We start from the raw sequence: 19977 nt of genomic DNA, 5'->3' as shown, positions 1-19977 counted from the left end.
CTATGAAAAAGTACGTTCAAGTATTTGTGTGTTTTTTGGTCGGAGTCATGCCCATTTTTGGGCAGGCTCCATTCCAAAAAGCAATGGTTAATCAAGGTACGCTAACAATTACCCCTGAAGCGGTAGTTAGTACGAGCTATGATTTTGACAACACAGCGAGTGGAGTCATAAAGAATGATGGAACGACCTATTATTACGGTAATTTCAACAATGATAATCTATATTATTACAACGATCAGCTTCCAACAGCGCAAGCAATTTTTACTCCTTTAAATGGTACTCAAGGAACTCAACAAATTACGGGTGATAAACCTTCTGATTTTTATGATGTTGTTTTTGATAATCCTACTCCAATAAAAGGATTTGATGTGAAAACGGAGATGAATGTTAAAGGAAGTGCTGATTTTCGAGAGGGAATCGTACAAGTAGATTCATTGGCAGGTATGTTGACCTTCCATCCAGGTGCGAAGGCTATGAATCCTTCTGATCAAAGCCATGTTGAAGGTTATGTTGAGAAAATAGGTAAAGAAAATTTCGCGTTTCCTATTGGAGATAAAGGGGTGTACCGCCATGCTAAGATAGCTGCCATTCCAAGTGAGAAACAGGCTTATCAAAGTAAGTACATCTTAAATGACCATGATTTTTTTCGCCAACACAACAAAATGGATCGACCAATAGTGGTGCTCAACACAAAAGAATATTGGAAACTAGAGAAGCCCAATACTGCCCAAGGCGAGATTTTATTGACGTTGAGTTGGGATACTCGTACGACCATTCCAGAAGTTTTAACAGAAGATATTACAAATTTACACATTGTTCGTTGGGATGATGCACTAGGGATGTGGGTTGATCAGGGAGGTGTTGCTTCTGTTGATTTACAAGAAGTGACTACTGCCGTAACGGGAGCTGGTTATTTTACCTTGGCTACGGTTTTACCTTTTTCTACGGAGGATAATGAAGTTATTATTTATAATCTTGTTTCACCTAATGGGGATGAAAAGAATGATTATTTCTATATAGAAAATATTCAGATGTACCCGAATAATCAGGTGGAGATCTACAATCGTTGGGGGGTTAAAGTATACGAGACCACAAATTATGATTCTACGGGTAATGTATTTCGTGGTTATTCAGAAGGGCGCGTAACAATTGGTAAAGATAAAGCTCTCCCAACGGGCACCTATTTCTATATTGTTACCTATGAAATTAAAGACCAGGGTGGCTCTCATATAGTCAAGAAATCAGGATATCTCCATTTAGAAACAGAATAAAAATAGAAGAGCAGTGGAAAAGAAGACAATATATTATGGACTAAGTTTAGTAGTACTAAGCTTTTTGTCCCCCTTGGTGCATGCCCAACAAGATCCTCAGTATACCCATTATATGTACAATCACTCAAATATTAATCCAGCTTATGCGGGAAGCACGGAGGGATTACAACTTTTTGGGTTGTATCGTACACAATGGGTTGGCCTTGATGGCGCACCAAAAACGGCTACCCTTTCAGCTACTACGCCTTTGGGGACTAGTGGCTTGGGGTTAGGTGTGAATTTTACCAATGACCGAATTGGTGTGATGAATGAAAATACACTATCGATTGATTTATCGTATGCAATTGATTTGAATTACAACTATAAATTAGCTTTTGGATTAAAAGGAAGCGGTAGTTTATTAGATGTCACTTATAGTGATTTGAATATTTATGATGGCACTGATCCAGTAGCAGGAACCGATATAAGCAATTCATTTACCCCTAATTTGGGAGCGGGATTGTTCTTGTATTCAGATAAATCCTATGTAGGGGTTTCAGCACCCAATTTGTTTACGCAAGCTCGTTATGATGATAATCAATTGAATACACTGAATCAAAAGTTACACTTATATGTTACAGGAGGTTATGTATTTGATTTGAATGCGAATTTACAGTTTAAACCAGCGGCTATGATTAAGATGGAAGAAGGCTCGCCGCTTCAGGTAGATGTTAGTGCGAATTTTATGTTTATGGAGAAGTTTACCTTAGGAGCGGCTTACCGCTGGGATGCCTCAGTGAGTGGATTGGTAGGATTTCAAGTTTCCAAGAACTTGATGCTTGGTTATAGTTATGATGCAGATACATCGAGATTGGCGCATTATAATTCGGGATCGCATGAGGTTTTTCTTCGCTTTAATTTGTTTAACAGCCATAAGCGCATTGCTGCGCCGAGGTTCTTTTAAAAAATGAAAATGATGGTAAGAGAACTACATATAGGATTACTGAGCTTATTTATTAGCATGGGAACCGTCGGTTATAGTCAAGTAAAGAAGGGAAAATTGGCTAATGAAAGGTATGATGATATGGCATATGCCAATGCAATTGAACTATACGAGAATATGGCTAAGAAAGGATATGTCAATACTTCGATCTTACAGAAATTAGGAGACTCGTATTACTTTAATGGCAAACTTGCTCAAGCCAATCAATGGTATACCGAATTATTTGATGGAGAATACAAAGGCAAGGATTTGAAGGCATTGCCTTCTGAATATTATTACCGTTATGCTCAAACGCTAAAAAGTGTCGAGGACTATAAGAAGTCTTTGGAATTTATGAATGTATTTGCGGCTATGGAACAGAATGACTCGCGTACAGCGTTGTACAACAAGAATCGCGATTATCTGTCTCATATTGAAAATCATTCGGATTTGTATGAGGTGAAGGCATTGAGTATCAATACAGCATATTCAGATTATGGAGGGAGTATGTTGGGGGATGATCTAGTATTTACTTCCGCTCGTGCTACATCTACGGTAAAGGATAGTCAATTACATCCGTGGACCAATGAGAGCTATACGAGTTTGTATCGAGTTAAAGTAAGCCCAGAGGGCTTGGGAGTACCAGAACGATTTTCTACGACGTTGGATTCTCAAGTAAATGATGCAACTGCTGTTTTTACGGCGGATGGAAAGGCGATGTACTTTACACGTAACAATTCCAAACACAATGGAAAGAGCAAACAAAATAAAGAACAAACCTCGATGTTGAAGATCTATAAGGCAGTAAAGCAAGGGGATGGGCAGTGGGGACAGGTAGAAGCATTGCCGATAAATTCGGACAATTACAATACCGCTCATCCCGCTTTATCTCCTGATGGGAAGTGGTTGTATTTTGCCTCTGATCGCCCAGAAAGCATAGGAGAGTCTGATTTGTATCGCGTGGCGTTGTATTCTAATGGAAGTTATGGCCCAGTAGAAAGTTTAGGAATGGGAATCAATACCGCAGGACGTGAGAGTTTCCCTTTTATTTCCTCAGATTCTCAGCTGTATTTTTCATCTAATGGGCATCCTGGATTAGGAGGATTGGATGTTTTTGTAGCTAAACTTTATCCCGATGGGACTCTTGGGCCTGTAGTGAATATGGGGAAACCAATCAATAGCTCGATGGATGATTTTGGTTTTTACTTTGACCCCAAAGAAAAAAAGGGATTTGTGAGTTCAAACCGCGCTGGAGGACATGGGGCAGATGATATTTACTTAGTTGCAGAAAAACCGTGTACGCAAATCATCGAAGGAAAAGTATATGATAAGCGTACCCAAGGCGTGTTGTCAAATGCCAAAGTAATCATCTCTGATGCGCAATACCAATATGTCGATACCTTACGTACCAACAACCGCGGTTACTACAATAGTGAATTGTTAAACTGCGGAACTAAATACCGCATCAAAGTTGAATATCCATCGTATAATACGGTTGAGGTAGTCTTTAATGCGGATCAGAAACCAGGTATTAAGACAATGGATATTGGTTTAGAAGAAGTCATTATTCCAATTGAAGTAGATGACGATTTGTTTAAAACATTAGATCTAGAGCCAATTTACTTTGATTTTGACAGTGCCGTGATTCGTTATGATGCTTCGATTGAGCTGATGAAAATAGTGGAGTTGATGATGAAATATCCGAAGCTGAAGATTGATGTTCGCTCTCATAGTGACAGTAAAGGAAATGATACTTATAACTTGAAATTATCTGATCGACGTGCAAAATCTACAATTGACTGGATGGTGAAGCAAGGAATAGCTGCTAATCGTTTAACCGGTAGAGGCTATGGAGAAACGCGTTTGTTGAATAAATGCAGCAATGGGGTTCCTTGTAGTGAATCAGAACACCAAGAAAATAGACGTAGTGAATTTATCGTCATAGAAAAGTAAGTGGTAAATAATGCAAACTACTTTTAGGTCATCGCGCTGTGAGATGTAAAACAAACAGCTGGAGTACAGAAAGCTCCAAATAGTGGAGCTTTCTACTTTTTTAAGAAAAGAAAAATATTCAGAGCCAAGAAAAACAAGAGAAGTGACAAGGAAAATAACATGATTTTCGGATTGGCAAGAATTAAATTTAAATAATCAAAAAATAGAGGGGTAATCTATTTATCGTTCTTTGAATGACTGTATAGCGTTGGAATTAATTAATAATTGGTTTGTATAGATAAAAGGTGTTATGGGCTGTTGGTAGCAGTATCGTAAATGAATAAAAATGAACAGTAGTGTGGCGTTTAAATGATAAAAACAATGTTTTTTTTACAAGTACTCGTATTACTTTGAGGATGTAAGTGTTTGATGATTGATAAAGAATGAGAAGGTAAATTGTAGGTGATTTTAAATAAATGTTCTACTTTTTTTAAAAATAACTTGTTTGTTTTGAATGAATGAAAGGAGTTGGTAAACAAAACACTACTGTAATTTTAAGCGAATTGATCAATTGGTTTAACTGTTTACTAATTTGCGAGTATCACCTTTTTTTATTTACACTTTAGTGTTGAATTTTTTTGCTGTTTCTTGAATTTTGTTCAGTGAAAAATGAAAAAGTATAACCTATTTACAAGATTATTCCTAGTTGTTTAGCGGATTGTTCTCCTGTTTTCGAAGTGAAAAACTGAAAGACTAACGATGTAGTGATGATGTGAAAATGCATTGAAAAGTCAGTAGCTTGTCATGGTTTATGTTGTTTTAATACAGGAGATTATCTAATAGATTTAGGAGTAAATAGAAAGAAGTTAATCTGTTGTTTCCAAGAAGTATTGCCCATTTATGGGCAAACTTCTTTTTTTATTTAAATAAGAAAACAGCAGATGAAAAGGGAAATACGATTTCAAAAAAATCAGTTGAATGATCGTACAAACAAAGAAAGAACCAGAACGTATTGGTTGATTAAACTTGTTCGTCAAAAATATCAGCTGTGATACCTATTGTGCATAAAAATCAGTTAATATAAAAACCGTGAAAAAACAAATAATTAAAACAGGCATAAGCCTCTTGACTTTTGGTGTTTGTTCGTCGCTACATGCCCAACAAAATCCTGTGTATACACAATATATATATAATCCAACCATCATAAACCCAGCTTATGCTGCGAGTAAAGAATCGATGAGTTTTTTCGGTTTATACCGAAATCAATGGGTGGGAATTGATGGTGCACCTAAAACTGCAAATGTTGGTTTTACGACACCATTAAATAACCCCAAATTAGGGTTAGGTATCAATTTTGTCAATGATCATATTGGAGCATTAGATGAGAATAGTATTTCTTTTGATTTGGCGTATACTCTTGATTTAGATGCGCAATATAAATTAGCCCTAGGATTAAAAGGAACGGCAAACCTATTGAGTATGTCATATTCTAAATTGAACATTTACGATCAAACAATGCCTTTTGCTTATGAGGATGTGAAAAATAAGTTTAGCCCCAATATCGGAGCCGGAGCTTATTTGTATTCTGATGAAGCCTATTTAGGTTTGTCTGTACCAAAAATATTTAAAGTAGACTATTACGATGATATAAAAAGAAGAACAATGCGTCAACAACCTTTATTTTATCTGATGGGAGGATATGTTTTTGATTTAGGTTCAGATTGGTTGCTCAAACCAGCTTTTTTATCTAAAATAGGAAGTGGTAAACCTTCAGTAGATCTCACCGCAAATTTCTTGTTTCAAGAGAAATTCACAATTGGAACGGCCTATCGTTGGAATGCTGGTATCAGTGCTTTGACTGGTTTTCAAATTGATGAAAATTGGTTTCTGGGTTATGCGTATGATTTTGATACCACAAAACTAAATCAATATAATGCAGGGACACATGAAATTTTTATGCGTTTCGATTGGATGGGTAGTTTTAAATCGAAAAGAAAAAGTAGATTCTTTTAAGGTAGAAAATAACAATAGTAAGAAGTAGATAAAATAGGGGAATAAGCTGTTAAAAAAGGAAAGTAAAAGGAATCGTTTTTATTAAGTGAAAAAAGCTATACGGTTTAGAAGATAATAAAAAGTTATGCTTGATTTTTTTAGTATTTGCAGATAAACGCAAGATTGAATAACAAAATAAAAAGCATACGAAACAACGCTAAACAAATGTTTAAAGTCACAATAAAAAGTTAGGTTCTGTTTTGAACGAAATACAGGAATAATGTTGCGCGTAAACTTTGCATGATGTACCGAAGTATTTTAAAAATAGTAGTAATGCATCTTGTGTTTACCTGCCACCTTTAAATCTACAACATACTATGAAGGAAGAAACTATACAAAGAAGAGAAGGAATTATCTCTTCAACAGAAGTCTTAACTAGATTAAAAATTTTATTAGGGGTGCGATCAGCTAAAGAATTAGCCCACATCTTTAATTTGAAACCCAATACAATTTCTTCTTGGAAAAAGAGAAATACGTTGTGTTATGCCAAGGTAATTGAAATCTGTAATAAACATGAAATTGATCTCAATGAATTGTTTTATACGGCGTATCAAAATATTGCCATCAATAAAAGTTATGCGCAAGTGCCCATTATTTACCTAGATGATTATCTAGAGTATTATTTGAATTCACACGTGAAACAAAAGAAAATGAAGCACATATACCTACCTAAAAATGTCAATTTTGATATAGTTATTCAGATGTATATCAATTCAGTAGAACGTATGCAAGCAGAATTAATGTATGTGTTTTGCAAGAAGGTAGAGGTATCTAGTTTAGTAGTAGGTGAAGACTATATCCTTTTAGTTAAAAATAAAGGTTTTCAGAAATATAGTGTTATTGCTTATGATGTTGAGGGACAAAGGCTACAATTATGCCGAGATATGAATGAAAAAATGTGGTTAAACACAAAAGAAATAACGGAATGTTTCCAATGCATGAATAGCATGCCTTGCTAAAGTAAAAAGAAGAACATTGTTCTTCTTTTTTTTTTGCTTATACACCAAATCATATAATAGTATTCTAAAATAAAAGAAGAAAAAGACGAGGATATTGTATCGCTTTACGTTTAAAAAAGAGAAGTTAAAGTATAGATACCTACGGTCCTTTTTACTTCTTTTTATTGTTGTTTTAAAGTGATCGTTCCATACCAAATCTATGGATGGTATAGCAGAGGAGAAGCTTTGTTTCATAAAAATAGAAAAATAGGGCACAAGTGCTTTTTTTTTGTGATTTCACTGTCCATTTTTTTTAAAAAAAACGCATTTCTCTTGCTTGATTATAGCAATTTAAGGAGAAATAAGTAGAAGGATTATAAGAGTTTATTTTGTTGGGAATGAGTGGTTTATTTGGTGTTTTACGGTATAATATGCTGATTTTTGCAAAAAGCAAAAAGATATATTCAAATTTACTTTGATGTTTTTACACTTTCGTTAATTTTTTTTGAATAGCGGTGATTTCTTTGCCTCAGAAAATGAATAGAACAAAAACAGAAATTTTAATATATGAAGAGAATTATCTTTTTCGCCTTTTTATTAGGCACCAGTTTTGCAACAAAAGCACAGGTAGGTATTGGTACACCAACACCAGCGAATTCAACAATGTTAGATGTAGAAGCAGCTGATAAAGGGATTTTAATCCCAAGAGTTAAGTTAACTACTGTAGAAGAGTTTTCTCCTATTGAGGGAACTAAAATAGAAAGTTTACTAGTATACAATATAGGGGCTACTTTACCTACAGGATTTTATTTCTGGAAAGGTGAAAAATGGAATCAAATTATTGATCAAGAAAATCTAGAAGTTTCGATTAATACCATCATTAATGGAAATGGAAGTGACTTAGGGGAAATTAAAAGAGTGGTAGATGTTTTAGTTCCAACCAACCCGAAAAGTAGTGATAAAGGCTTGAGTCAGGCGGCCCTTGTTATTGACCCAACAGACAGTAAAATCTACAGTATTAGCTATGATGAAACAACAGATAGTTATATACGTACGGAGGTGCAATTACAAGCGAGTGTGAAAGAGTTTGAAACACGTACTTTCTTTAAGAAAGTAGAAGTTACAGCGGATGGTCAAACTCCAACTTTTGTCGAGACAAATGAGCTTCCTGATTTTTCAACTGCAAAAAAAGGAGAAGTATTCTACCAGTATCTAGGAGAGGATAATCGCATTGATTATTTGAATCTTACAGCGGATGTAACGAACATCATTGAGAACAATGAGAATATCAAAAATGAAATCACTAACATTTTAAATAAAGGTGGAAACGTTTATTTCACAAAGGATGCTATTGGAGATATTCCTGCAAATAGTGTGTATTACGTGGATCCTGAAACAGATCAGAAAGTAGTGATTGATTTAACAGAAACTGTAATTAACTCAATTATTGATAATACTCAAATTATTAAGGAGGAAGTAGGAAACAAAATTGTAACTAATAAAGTAATAAAAACTGGAAATACGGTAGATGAAAAAGCGGTATTTATTTATAAAACGACAAGTACCATTACAGGAGCAAAAACAAATGGTGTAGCTTTTGGTACAAATTTGCCCGAAGGTGTGACAAACATAGATCGCGTTTTAAATATTCAAGTATTTAAAGGAACGACTTTGATTACTAGTGCTGTGACAGATGTCGTAATCCAATCGGCTAATCGAAAAGTAGAGTTCAATTTAGGAAGTGGAAAAATGTATACGCCTGTAACTGATGGCGAATATGAAGTAATCTTAGAATTTACTGCGAATTAGTTGTTTATTTTATTCAGGTGAGTCAAACTCGCCTGAATAATTTATCACATTTAAAACCCAATAGACGCCTGATGATAAAAAGACGAAAATGTAACGATACAGAACTATGATGAACAGTAATTTTTTACAAGCCCCTCGTACAATTCATTCTTCCAAAGAAATCTTAACTAAGTTAAAAGTAGTATTAGACGTGAAATCAGCCAAAGAATTAGCGGCTATTTTCAATGTAAAGCCCAATACAATTTCTTCTTGGAAAAAAAGAAATACGTTGTGCTATACCAAATTAATCCACGTATGTAATCAATATGATATAGATTTAAATGAATTATTTCTAGCAAATTACCCCAATAAAACCATAGAGAAAAGCTATATCAAGCTACCTATTATTTACATCGATGATTATTTGGAATACTATTTGAGTATAGAGGGGAAACAGCAAAAACTCAAACAAATTTATTATCCTAAACAGGTCTGTTTTGATATTATTATTCAACTGTATGTAACAATACAAGAATATAAAGAATCATACTTGGTTTATGCATTTTGTAAAAAAGTTGATTTTACTACTATTGAAATAGCGAAAACCTATGTGCTTTTGTTAGCAGGTAAAGGTTTTCAATGCTATAAAATAGTAGAAGTAAATCACCTTGAAAAAGTACTTTACTTACAAAAAGAGGAAGAAGAAATTACAGTGGTAAAAGAGCAAGAAATTCTTGAAATTTTTCAATGGATAAAGTATTTACCTTGTTAATCTTCTAATGGTATAGAAAGAAAATAAAGGTGTTTTTGCTAGAGTTAACGATAGATTCATTAAGTAAAAAAACTTTATAAAATAAGAACAGTAAAAACTATGGAATTATTGAAGTACATTTTAATTTCCATTCCTATGATTTCATCTATGACATGTGGAATTATTCTAATGGTTGTTTTTTACAAAAACCTTTCTGTTACAGAAATACCAATTTTAAAAACATTAGGCGGATAATACTTAGCGCTAATTGCGTTGTGGATTACCGATAATCTTACGCAAAAGTTACTGGGTAGTCGCATTTTTTTACTGCCCGTATTATCGTTGTTTATCACCTTGTCTCAAGTGTGTTTTTATCATTTTATCTGCTATATCATTCCTGTAAAAAAGAAGTTTAATTATTTGCAGTACCAAATGATTTTTGTGGTATTTGTTTTGTCCTATGCTTTTATTTACGCCCTATTTCAAGCTAATGGATACCAAGAGTTGGACATTCAAACGTTTTGTGTTCAATATTTAAGTATCTATATTACCTTAAATACGGGAGTTTACACCCTATTGTGCTGGAGGAGAGTGTACCGATATCATCAAGCAAAAAATAAGCGGAAAATTCAAATCAAAAGATTGAATTGGATTCATTTGATTTTGGTATTAAAATCCATATTCACCCTGCTATTTAGTTTGAAAAACTATAGTGTTATCGTACAAGCCATAACCGTTTTTGTTCTTTCTTTTCAACATATCATATTGACATTTAATATGTTGTTAGAAAAGAATCGAGTGAAAATTCCAGTTGCTTATAAGACTAATGTGTTGCTGTCTTCTGGACAAATTGTAGCTGTAGATCAAATGGGTACACTAGCGAATGATGTATTAGAATCGACCTTTATCAATGCTAATACACGAATGGAAAATCTATTAACTCAAAATGATATTGTAAATTATTTTACCAAGGATAAACCTTATGTCAAGAAAGATTTTCGCTTAGATACACTAGTTAGCCACTTTGGAGTAAACAGAACTTATGTTTCTAAGTTTATCAATGTAACCTACAATTGCAATGTTAGCCAGTTTATTAATTGTTGGCGACTGAAAGAAGTAGAACATCTACAAGCAACAAGCAAAGAAAACAATATAGAAGAGTTAGTCGTTCAGGCTGGATTCTCTGATTATCGACATTATTTACGGGCTGTACATAGTGCAGAAAAACGTCAACAGCATTAATTTACCTAGTATGGATTACAAATATCTTTTTTTAGGAGTTTCTTTCTCGTCTTCAATATTTTCAGCTCTTTTTTGCTTTGCACTATTGGCACTTAAATTGGTAGAAAATACAACGGAACCCTTAGTGAAAAAAGCAACGATTGTTTTATTGCTATTCTATATTATTTGCATCTTTTTTTATAGCACCACTTTTTTTGATGTATTTCACTTTTTTGAATTGCGTTGCCTTAAAGGAGTTAATTTCTTAACTGCTTTGCTAATGCCTACGTTGTTTTATCATCTGATTTTTATCTTAACTAGATTGAAAAAAGAAGAAAACTTTAAGTATGTGCATTATGCAATCAGTTTATCCTTGAGCTTTGTTTTTTATTTTTACCATGTAGCAGGATTTGAATCGCGAGTAGAAGATCTTTATTTAAAAAAACGGATTTTTTCATTTTTATTGCTTAATGAAGATAGTATTATGGCTACTATTTTTAATCTGATTTATCTGCTATTATCTTTATATCGCTTGTTGAGATACCGAAAAAATATTGCTCATTATTCTTCTGATGAAGAACGGGATTCCTTGTTTTGGCTCTATCCTATTTTTGTTATTGGATTTTTATTATTTCCTGGCTCGATAGGGCTGTATCTATTTCCACAGATTCAAAGTAATCTCATTATTGGGCAACTAATCCCCAATTTTTTATTCATGTTTTTTAATATTAGTCTCTGCTATAATTTGTTCTGTGAAAACTTTGTTCAGATAACAGAAGATATTCTAGAAGAGGAGAAGAAAGTAAATCACGATGAATGCAAAAAAGCCAAAGAATTAGCCATAGACAAACAGAAATTTGAGACGTATATACAAGAGACCAAGCCATTTTTAAACCCACAACTTAAAATTACAGATCTATTGAGTGATTTAATGACGAATAGGAGTTATTTATCTCAGTTTATTAATGCAACGTACAAGAAGAATTTTTCTCAATACATCAACCAGTGTAGATACAATGAATACCTCAGATTAAAAGCAATGCCAAATCCAGAACCGCATACAGAAGCAGATCTTATACTCATAAGCGGCTTTAGAAGTTACGAAAGCTTCAAAAGAACGGAAGACGCAGTTTGTAGAACAAAGCATAAATAATCGAGTTTTAATACCTGATAAAAACCAATAAAAAGCCCAAAAAGGCTTTGAATCAATTGAAATAGAAGTGATCATTTTCTTAGGTCTTTTTGTTTGTTATCAATCAAAAAAAGTAAGAGTAATTTATAAAACCATGATGAAAAAAAATCGTTTACCTCGTTTGATACTCCTTAGTGTAATACTCAGTACAAGCGTAGGAAAGTCCCAAAATAATGTTTTTTATAATAATGGAATATTGCAAGTGAAGAGTAAAACTATTCTGAGTTCCCATGCTGACTTCACCAATCAAGGACAAGGACAACTCGTTAATGATGGGGTGACCTATTATTTTGGTAATTTTACCAATGACGGGAGTTTTACCTACACCAAAAAATTAGATACGGGTGAAGTACAATTCGTGAGCACAAAACAACAAAACACTATTATTGCTGGAAATAAAGTAGTAGATCTTCATAAGGTTACCTTTGACTTAAATCAAGATCCATACTATTTTGACTTGAAGGCCAACCTAGATATTTGGGGAGAAGTTGATTTTAAGGATGGAATAATTAAGGTAGATTCTTTACTGAATTCAACAACGAAACAGCCCGCAGGATTGGTTAGTTTTATGCCTAAATCAAAACATAAAAACAGTAAGACTACAAGTTTCGTGGATGGGATGGTAGAAAAAGTTGGAGCAGATCCCTTTATTTTCCCTATTGGTAATAAGAAACACTATCGACCAGCGAGTATAAGTGCGCCTAAAAATAACAAAGATGTTGTACTGTCTAACTACGTATTTCAAGATTCATCATTCTTTGAAGCACATCAAGCACACGTGCCAGAAATTAAACAAGTGAATACACAAGAGTATTGGAAACTTGAAAAAGCTAAAAATAGTCAAACGAATTTCATGTTGACCTTGAGTTGGGATGAGAAAACAACGTTGCCAGAGGTGCTAGAAAATCCAGAACAAGATTTACATATTGTACATTGGAATTCAGCTCAAAAGCAATGGGAAGATTTAGGGGGTATTGTGGATATGGCAAACAAAACAATCACAACTCCTGCAAACATCTCGAATTTTGGCTATTTTACTTTGGCGAGTGTGCAAGAAAATCAGCCAGGAGATGATGATGTGATTATTTACAATTATGTCAATGCAAATGGAGGAGATCAGAATGATTATTTTATCATTAAAAACATCAATCTATATCCTCAGAATTCGGTTCAAATATTCAATCGATGGGGAGCAAAGGTATATGAAACGAAGAATTATGATAGCCAAGACAATGTATTTAGAGGTCGTCAAACTCGAGGAGGGAAATTACCTGCAGGAACGTATTACTATTTAATAACCTATAAAAAAGAAACAAAAAATACGAGTTATACCGTTAAGAAAACAGGGTATCTCCATCTAGACAGTAAGTAAAAGAAGCTATAGAAGTGGATTAAAAATAAAAATTGCTAGGGCGTCCTTTAGGGGGCGCCTTTTTTGTATAATAATAGAACTGGTCTAGACTATAACTAGTGGTTGGAGAGAGAAGAATTCGTATCGTATCTTGTCAACGCGTAAAAGAGATGGTTTCTTTCCAGAAAAACATAGGACTGATGATTGCTTTCATAGACTTTCTTTATGCTGAAATAAGTTATTTCTTTATAAAAGTACTTTGAAAAGCACGGAAAAAGGGTATTTTTGTTTCTACAATTATTAAAAAGAGTATTATGTCAACGATAGAAAGAACAAAGTGTTTAATTATTGGATCAGGACCTGCAGGATATACCGCTGCAATTTATGCCGCAAGAGCTAATATGGCACCTATTTTATACCAAGGATTACAACCAGGAGGGCAATTAACAACAACTAATGATGTGGAGAATTTCCCTGGATATCCAGACGGTGTAACAGGACCTGAAATGATGCTACAATTGGAAGCTCAAGCTAAACGCTTTGGAACAGATGTGAGAGATGGATGGGTAACAAAGGTTGATTTAAGCGGCGCTGTTAAAAAAGTTTGGGTAAATGAAACAACAGAATTACACGCAGATACTGTAATTATTTCTACTGGAGCAACTGCAAAATACTTAGGATTGCCATCAGAACAACACTACTTAAACCTAGGTGGAGGAGTTTCTGCTTGTGCAGTTTGTGATGGTTTCTTCTATAGAAATCAAGAGGTTGTAATCGTAGGAGCAGGTGACTCTGCTTGTGAAGAAGCACATTACTTATCGAAACTTTGTAAGAAAGTAACGATGTTGGTGCGTAGTGACAACTTTAGAGCGTCTAAAATCATGGAAGATCGTGTACGCAACACAGAAAATATCGAAATCTTAATGAATACAAGTACGGTTGAGGTATTGGGAGATGGGAATGTCGTAACTGGAATCAAAGTGAAAAACAATGAAACTGGAGTAGAATCAGACATCCCAGCTACAGGATTCTTCGTTGCAATTGGACATAAACCCAATACAGATATCTTCAAAGGTCAATTGACAATGGATGAAACAGGGTATTTAATTACAACAGGTAAAACGAGTGTAACTAATATTGCTGGGGTTTTTGCTTGTGGAGATGTACAAGATAAAGACTACAGACAAGCAATTACTGCTGCAGGATCTGGATGTATTGCTGCTTTAGATGCTGAACGTTATTTAGCTTCTCAAGAATAAGAATAAATACAAGAGGAAATATACTAAAAGCGTTTTTCTTCTGCTATATAAGTTATATAATAAATTAGGGATAAGGCTGTTGCGTCTTATCCCTTTTTTTATGTTATTATTTTTATGCCTTTATTAGAATTTTATAGAGTCCATCCTAAGATATTTTTATCTTTGTACTTTAAAATCTCGACATGCTTTTATTAAAAAATATTTCGTTTAGTTATACAGCCAATTATACCGTTATAGACGCCATTGATTTAGTTATTGAAAAAGGAAAACACGTAGCCTTGCTAGGTGAAAGTGGATGTGGAAAAAGTACGTTATTAAAACTAATCTACGGATTACACGATTTAAATCAAGGGGAAATATTCTGGAAAGACAATCAAGTATTAGGGCCAGCCTATAATCTCGTGCCGGGTATGGACAATATGCGCTACCTAGCTCAAGATTTTGACCTAATGCCACACACCAGTGTCGCAGAGAATATTGGAAAGTATCTTTCGAATTTTAACTTAGAAAAAAAGAAAGCAAAAATTGCTGAATTATTAGAGTTAATCGAAATGACAGCATTTGCTGATGTAAAAGTGAAACTTTTAAGCGGTGGACAGCAACAACGTGTCGCAATTGCTAGAGCCCTAGCAGTAGCTCCTGAAGTATTGCTGTTAGATGAACCTTTTAGCCATATTGATTACGCCAGAAGAAGCGTATTACGTCGTAAGATTTTTGCGTATTTAAAAGAGAATAATATCACCTGTATTGTAGCTACACATGATAGTATGGATGTGTTGAGTTTTGCAGATGAAACTATCGTACTCAAAGAAGGTCGAGTAGTGGATTATGGTGATACCCAAGACTTATATGAATACCCTTCAGATAAATATGTAGCAACCTTATTTGGAGAAGTCAATGAATTGTATATTTCTGATTTTACACCAGATACCTTAGAAGATGAAGTATTGCTCATCTATCCACATCAATTGATGATCTCTAAACAAAAAGGAGTACTAGAAGTTGAGGTACAACAAGCCTATTTTAATGGAGATGGTTATCTTGTATGCGCAAACTTTAAAAATAATAGAACGTTGTATTTTAATCATCCCGTTGATGTTCAGGTAGGAACGAAAGTGAAATTAGCCTTGAAAAAATACCAATAGCTTATTAGAGAAGGAAAATTGGAGAGGAGAAAAGGGGGAAACTTCTTACCGGAAAAGGGCAATTTGATTAGGTTGATTGAATAAGAGCGGAAAATATAAAAACACAGAAGCGAAAGATAAAATCTTTCGCTTCTGTGTTTTTATATCCTTCTCCCATCTCCGAAAAAATTATTTCTGAATTAAGTCTAGAACCTTTACCCCTAATACAATACCATGATTTGTTTTTCTGTCGGAAAAGGAGGTGAAATAATCAATTCGGAAAGGTCTAAATTTCTTAAATCCAAAGTTATTTAAACCAATACTAAATTCCTTATAGGTCGGTTGATCTGGTGTTTGGAGTAGGTGAAATCCAACAATAAACGAATATCTCGTCTTGTTTAAAAGCGGTATTTTATTTAATAAATAGCCGCGGAAATCGTGTTCTAAGTGAAATTCAACATAGGACTTATTGGTACTATAGGAATAATAAGGCAATAAGTTGAATTGTTTATTGTAAATAGGCGTTGAACCAATAAAGGTTTGGTTTCCATTGAAATGCTTGTAATCTGTAAAGGGAATCTGATTTTGTTCAAAGAATTGACCAATGGAAATCCCAGTATACAACTCCCCAATATTGCCAATATTATTTTGATATTTCGTAGCAATAGAACCAAAGGTGTAGCTGAAATTTCGGTCTGTTGTATTCAGCGCTTTTTCGAGGTGAATCTCTAAAATAGGATACTTCGATTGTTGGATGTATTGTTTTTTATTGGGATAACTAATGGTCTTTTGATCAAATACCACTTGTACATTGACATGAAGTTTAGCAACCCCGTTCGGTTTGAAGGTTGGACTATCAAAATCAGAAGGATTCAACGGGTTGTTTGAGGTAAAATCCAACGTGGGTACAAACGGAGGGTTTTGAATATTGTTGTATAAGTTATCTCGATAGGCATATTCTAATCGACCATCAAATTTGAAATTAGTCCAGGCATATTGGCTGTAATGCAACGCAATGAATTTCTTTTGAAAATATTTCGCATAGTTTTTTCCAAACCACGCAGAAGCAAAAGAGTTGATGGGTTTTTTAATTGGATCATCCTGATTAAATTGCTCAATCGCTTCACCTGCCTCTAATCGAAGGGTACGATAATCTTGTTGATTGAAAACATGAGAAGCATAACCAGAAAAGCGAAACTTATTCTCACTGAAACCGTAGCTAACATTAACCCCATAAGACGTTGCTGCATTATCAGCACGCAATTTGGTATAATCAATCCCTGAGGTGATATTAAATCCCTGTACCGCATTAAAAGCAAAGGTTGAAAGTAAACCGTGGTAACTATAGGTGGTGTTTTTATAGGAGTTAACGTATTTGTACCCTTTAATTAATTTGAAAACAGTAAAATTATTCGTGCGCTTGTCAATAGAATCTAAAATAACCTTGGTATTATCTGTTAAGAAAATAGACTTCTGATCAAAGTATTTCTTTTCACTTTCAAGTAAGTGAAAGGGACGAACAGCCGCTAGTTTATCTTCCGCATTGGTGTTGTAATTAGCCGTAAAAGTCAAGTATTCATTGGTCTTATTTTCCATTAAATGAGCGGGCTTTTCCGTGTAATTCGTAAAACTACTCTCAAATTTACCAATGAAGTCAAAAACAATGAATCGACCATCAAAAACCAACGTTTGAGCGACTTTTACATGGGCATCCAAGGTTGGAGAATAGGTATAGGTCTGCTTAATCTGTAAGTTATTGATGTTTTTCGCATTGACGTTATTCCCTTGCATTTTTGCATAGAAAGATAAAACCTGCCAATTCTTGCTTGTAAATTCGATATACCCTTCCATAATAGGCTCTCGATCGCGTTTGGGTGTAAAATATACGCGATAAATGGTATCGTCACCAACTTGATCTTTCGAAATAATATCAAAGAAATAATACGTATTCGCATAGGGAAGTAGCGGAGAAACAACATTGATTCGCTTGGAAATTTCGGAACTAAAAATATTAAAATCATTATCGGTTCCTGTTAGGAATAATAAATCCTTCGCACTTCCTCTTTCCTGAAGAGCATGCACCGTTTCCTTACTGATGATTTTATTGCGATAATCCAAGTCAGAATTAATCTCGCTGAGGTAAATGAAATTACCTGCTTGTTCACTATCAATATCCAAAGCAGGATCCAAATCCTTGCGTTTTTGACCTAAATAGGAAGAACGTTGCGTATTGAGTTGTAAGTCACCTTTTGCATAATACGAGACTTGATAGTTGTTGGTTCGTTCTTTGAAATGGTCATAAACCAATGAAAGTAAGTAGGAAGCATACACATCCTGTTGGTCCGTATATAAAATATTGCGTTTATCTAGTGGAGTGAGCGGAATGATCAACGAATCCGTTTGGTTCTTATATTTAATTCGCTCGTTTTCATAGCCTTCCTTCTGAATGAAAATAGGTTGTTTAGAATCCCAATTAATTGTAAAATAACCAGCTTCATCTGTGCGGGTTTGGTTAACCGTTCCAGGAATAAAAACCAAACAATGCGCCAACGGCACCTCTTTGTTCATTGGTTATTCTTCCCGTAATGGTTTGTCCATAACCCAAATTACCCAATAGAAAAACTAAAAGGGAAATAAGAGATAAACCAAGTTGTATTACATTTTTATACATTAATCTTGAAAAGCATGAAGGGCTAGGGCGTAACTTTTTAAACCAAATCCAAGAATCACTCCTTGGCAGTGAGCCGCTAATTTAGACGTATGACGAAATTCTTCACGGGCATGTGTATTGGAAATATGTACTTCAATGACAGGAGTATCGATCGCCGCAATAGCATCTCCTAAAGCAATAGAAGTATGTGTGTAAGCGCCTGCATTAAAAACAATACCCGAGTAGGTAAAACCAACTTCGTGTAATTTGTCAATCAATATACCCTCACTATTGGATTGAAAATAATCCAGTTCAACAGCGGGAAACTCACGTTGTAATTGCTCAAAATAAGCCTCAAAACTCGTGTTTCCATAAATAGTTGGCTCGCGTTTACCTAATAAATTTAGATTGGGCCCATTGAGTATTAGAATTTTCATGCTTTCAATTTAGTGGAACAGTAGAACAAAGATATTTAATATTCAGGTTGATTAAACAAATGAAAGATGAATATTTAATGAAGAGGGGATTTTAGTTTCCTCTCATTTTGAGGCTCTTAATTTTTTTAAGACTTGTGAAAAGGAATATTTACTGGAATTAACTAAATGTTAACTATTTGTCGCAATGTAATAACTGATTGATTTACAATCTCATGTTAATTTTTTAAATTTACAATGTTTCTTTAATGTTATATTTTTATTAAATAAACGCCTTATTGTGGCGGGATGCCTTAATTTCGTACTCAGTTAATAGAAAAAAATTAATGAATATGAAAAAATTAGTACTATCGTTAGTAGCTGTTGCTGCTTTTGGATTCACAGCTAACGCTCAAGAAAAAGAAAAACCAACGTATGGTTTCCAAGAAGGAAATTTCATGATTGAAGGAAGTTTTCAAATTTCTGACCGTGTTGTTAAAGATTCAGAATCTGGTGACAAACAAAAAATGACACACTATAAATTTAATCCTAAAATTGGATATTTTTTATCTGATAAAGTAGCTGTTGGAGCTTCTTTAGGATTTGGAAAAGGTTTTTTACAATCTGATGTGTTAGCAGATGACGTTACTGGAACAACATTATTCGCTGGGGCATTTGCTCGTTACTACTTCTTAGAACTTGGTAACCGTTTCAAAACGTATGCTGAAGTTGGAGTAGGATATCAAGAAAATAAAGTTTCTGATATTAAATACAAAGAAACTGGAATTGCTGCAGGTATCGATTTAGGATTCAACTATTTCGTTACAGAGAAATTGGCTGTTACTTTTGCTTTAGGGAATGTATTTAGCTATAGTAATTATGATGTAAAAGAGGATGGAGTTAAACAAGGAAGTATTTCTAATACAGATGCTAACTTAAACGTTTTCAATAACTTCTTTGATAACGCTACATTCGGATTAGTATACAAATTCTAATCGCAGAACGGTAAATAATAGAATACAAGAAAGAGCTTCAGTTTTGAAGCTCTTTTTTTTATCTTTGAATGAAACGAAT

At 34.2% G+C, this 19977-nt stretch carries 15 protein-coding genes; 13 read left to right on the top strand and 2 right to left on the bottom strand.

From position 1 onward, the window contains the following. Positions 1-2: 2 nt before the first annotated feature. The 12 genes from M2306_RS09655 to M2306_RS09600 all read left to right on the top strand — a co-directional run bounded on the left by M2306_RS09655 (position 3) and on the right by M2306_RS09600 (position 15861). Positions 3-1271: a T9SS type B sorting domain-containing protein gene (locus M2306_RS09655; protein WP_259190590.1), complete on the top strand. Its 1269-nt coding sequence runs from the start codon at positions 3-5 to the stop codon at positions 1269-1271. A 28-nt stretch (positions 1272-1299) separates the two neighbouring features. Continuing rightward, positions 1300-2214 (top strand): PorP/SprF family type IX secretion system membrane protein, encoded by a 915-nt coding sequence (locus M2306_RS09650; RefSeq protein WP_236594200.1) that lies wholly within the window; start codon positions 1300-1302, stop codon positions 2212-2214. Between the two features lie 9 nt (positions 2215-2223). Continuing rightward, on the top strand, positions 2224-4185 hold the full coding sequence (locus tag M2306_RS09645; protein ID WP_259190593.1) for an OmpA family protein: 1962 nt from the start codon (positions 2224-2226) through the stop codon (positions 4183-4185). 1059 nt (positions 4186-5244) lie between these two features. Further along, positions 5245-6177, top strand: coding sequence for a PorP/SprF family type IX secretion system membrane protein (locus tag M2306_RS09640; protein WP_374759774.1), 933 nt, complete (start codon positions 5245-5247; stop codon positions 6175-6177). A 356-nt stretch (positions 6178-6533) separates the two neighbouring features. Next, a complete protein-coding gene (locus tag M2306_RS09635; protein ID WP_259190595.1) occupies positions 6534-7175 on the top strand; it encodes a helix-turn-helix domain-containing protein in 642 nt (213 codons plus the stop codon). A 546-nt stretch (positions 7176-7721) separates the two neighbouring features. Further along, positions 7722-8963, top strand: coding sequence for a phage tail-like protein (locus M2306_RS09630; RefSeq protein ID WP_259190596.1), 1242 nt, complete (start codon positions 7722-7724; stop codon positions 8961-8963). 106 nt (positions 8964-9069) lie between these two features. Continuing rightward, complete coding sequence (locus M2306_RS09625) at positions 9070-9714, top strand: helix-turn-helix domain-containing protein (protein ID WP_259190602.1); 645 nt, start codon at positions 9070-9072, stop codon at positions 9712-9714. A gap of 399 nt (positions 9715-10113) precedes the next feature. Beyond that, positions 10114-10935 (top strand): AraC family transcriptional regulator, encoded by an 822-nt coding sequence (locus M2306_RS09620; protein ID WP_259190606.1) that lies wholly within the window; start codon positions 10114-10116, stop codon positions 10933-10935. A gap of 10 nt (positions 10936-10945) precedes the next feature. After that, positions 10946-12067 (top strand): hypothetical protein, encoded by a 1122-nt coding sequence (locus M2306_RS09615; protein ID WP_259190607.1) that lies wholly within the window; start codon positions 10946-10948, stop codon positions 12065-12067. A gap of 133 nt (positions 12068-12200) precedes the next feature. Further along, a complete protein-coding gene (locus tag M2306_RS09610; RefSeq protein ID WP_259190612.1) occupies positions 12201-13478 on the top strand; it encodes a T9SS type B sorting domain-containing protein in 1278 nt (425 codons plus the stop codon). 293 nt (positions 13479-13771) lie between these two features. After that, entirely contained in the window at positions 13772-14716 is a 945-nt protein-coding gene (trxB, locus tag M2306_RS09605; protein WP_115089661.1) for a thioredoxin-disulfide reductase, read from the top strand. A 182-nt stretch (positions 14717-14898) separates the two neighbouring features. Continuing rightward, complete coding sequence (locus M2306_RS09600) at positions 14899-15861, top strand: ABC transporter ATP-binding protein (RefSeq protein WP_259190613.1); 963 nt, start codon at positions 14899-14901, stop codon at positions 15859-15861. Between the two features lie 168 nt (positions 15862-16029). Here M2306_RS09600 and M2306_RS09595 read toward each other — a convergent pair whose 3' ends face one another. Both M2306_RS09595 and aroQ read right to left on the bottom strand, forming a co-directional pair. Then, positions 16030-18408, bottom strand: a complete 2379-nt coding sequence (locus M2306_RS09595; RefSeq protein WP_498882837.1) for a DUF5686 family protein — start codon at positions 18406-18408, stop codon at positions 16030-16032. A 102-nt stretch (positions 18409-18510) separates the two neighbouring features. Beyond that, positions 18511-18927, bottom strand: coding sequence for a type II 3-dehydroquinate dehydratase (aroQ, locus tag M2306_RS09590; RefSeq protein WP_115089664.1), 417 nt, complete (start codon positions 18925-18927; stop codon positions 18511-18513). Positions 18928-19256: 329 nt separating this feature from the next. On the opposite strand from aroQ, the gene M2306_RS09585 reads away from it, so the two are divergent. Continuing rightward, the gene (locus M2306_RS09585) at positions 19257-19898 is read left to right on the top strand and encodes an outer membrane beta-barrel protein (RefSeq protein WP_259190617.1); all 642 of its coding nucleotides are present in this window, start codon (positions 19257-19259) and stop codon (positions 19896-19898) included. Positions 19899-19977 lie beyond the last annotated feature (79 nt).

This window comes from Myroides gitamensis, from assembly GCF_029894455.1.
In the GTDB taxonomy this organism is placed as follows: Bacteria; Bacteroidota; Bacteroidia; order Flavobacteriales; family Flavobacteriaceae; genus Flavobacterium; species Flavobacterium odoratum.
Note: the sequence above shows the minus strand (reverse complement) of the source record. Positions and strands in the feature narration are given on the sequence as shown.

What these genes read in the sequence shown, in the direction of transcription:
- M2306_RS09600 (WP_259190613.1), top strand. Translation starts at nt 14,899, where the DNA reads ATGCTTTTATTAAAAAATATTTCGTTTAGTTATACAGCCAATTATACC.
- M2306_RS09635 (WP_259190595.1), top strand. Translation starts at nt 6,534, where the DNA reads ATGAAGGAAGAAACTATACAAAGAAGAGAAGGAATTATCTCTTCAACA.
- M2306_RS09615 (WP_259190607.1), top strand. Translation starts at nt 10,946, where the DNA reads ATGGATTACAAATATCTTTTTTTAGGAGTTTCTTTCTCGTCTTCAATA.
- M2306_RS09610 (WP_259190612.1), top strand. Translation starts at nt 12,201, where the DNA reads ATGATGAAAAAAAATCGTTTACCTCGTTTGATACTCCTTAGTGTAATA.
- M2306_RS09595 (WP_498882837.1), bottom strand. Translation starts at nt 18,408, where the DNA reads ATGAACAAAGAGGTGCCGTTGGCGCATTGTTTGGTTTTTATTCCTGGA.
- M2306_RS09655 (WP_259190590.1), top strand. Translation starts at nt 3, where the DNA reads ATGAAAAAGTACGTTCAAGTATTTGTGTGTTTTTTGGTCGGAGTCATG.
- aroQ (WP_115089664.1), bottom strand. Translation starts at nt 18,927, where the DNA reads ATGAAAATTCTAATACTCAATGGGCCCAATCTAAATTTATTAGGTAAA.
- M2306_RS09585 (WP_259190617.1), top strand. Translation starts at nt 19,257, where the DNA reads ATGAAAAAATTAGTACTATCGTTAGTAGCTGTTGCTGCTTTTGGATTC.
- trxB (WP_115089661.1), top strand. Translation starts at nt 13,772, where the DNA reads ATGTCAACGATAGAAAGAACAAAGTGTTTAATTATTGGATCAGGACCT.
- M2306_RS09630 (WP_259190596.1), top strand. Translation starts at nt 7,722, where the DNA reads ATGAAGAGAATTATCTTTTTCGCCTTTTTATTAGGCACCAGTTTTGCA.
- M2306_RS09645 (WP_259190593.1), top strand. Translation starts at nt 2,224, where the DNA reads ATGATGGTAAGAGAACTACATATAGGATTACTGAGCTTATTTATTAGC.
- M2306_RS09625 (WP_259190602.1), top strand. Translation starts at nt 9,070, where the DNA reads ATGATGAACAGTAATTTTTTACAAGCCCCTCGTACAATTCATTCTTCC.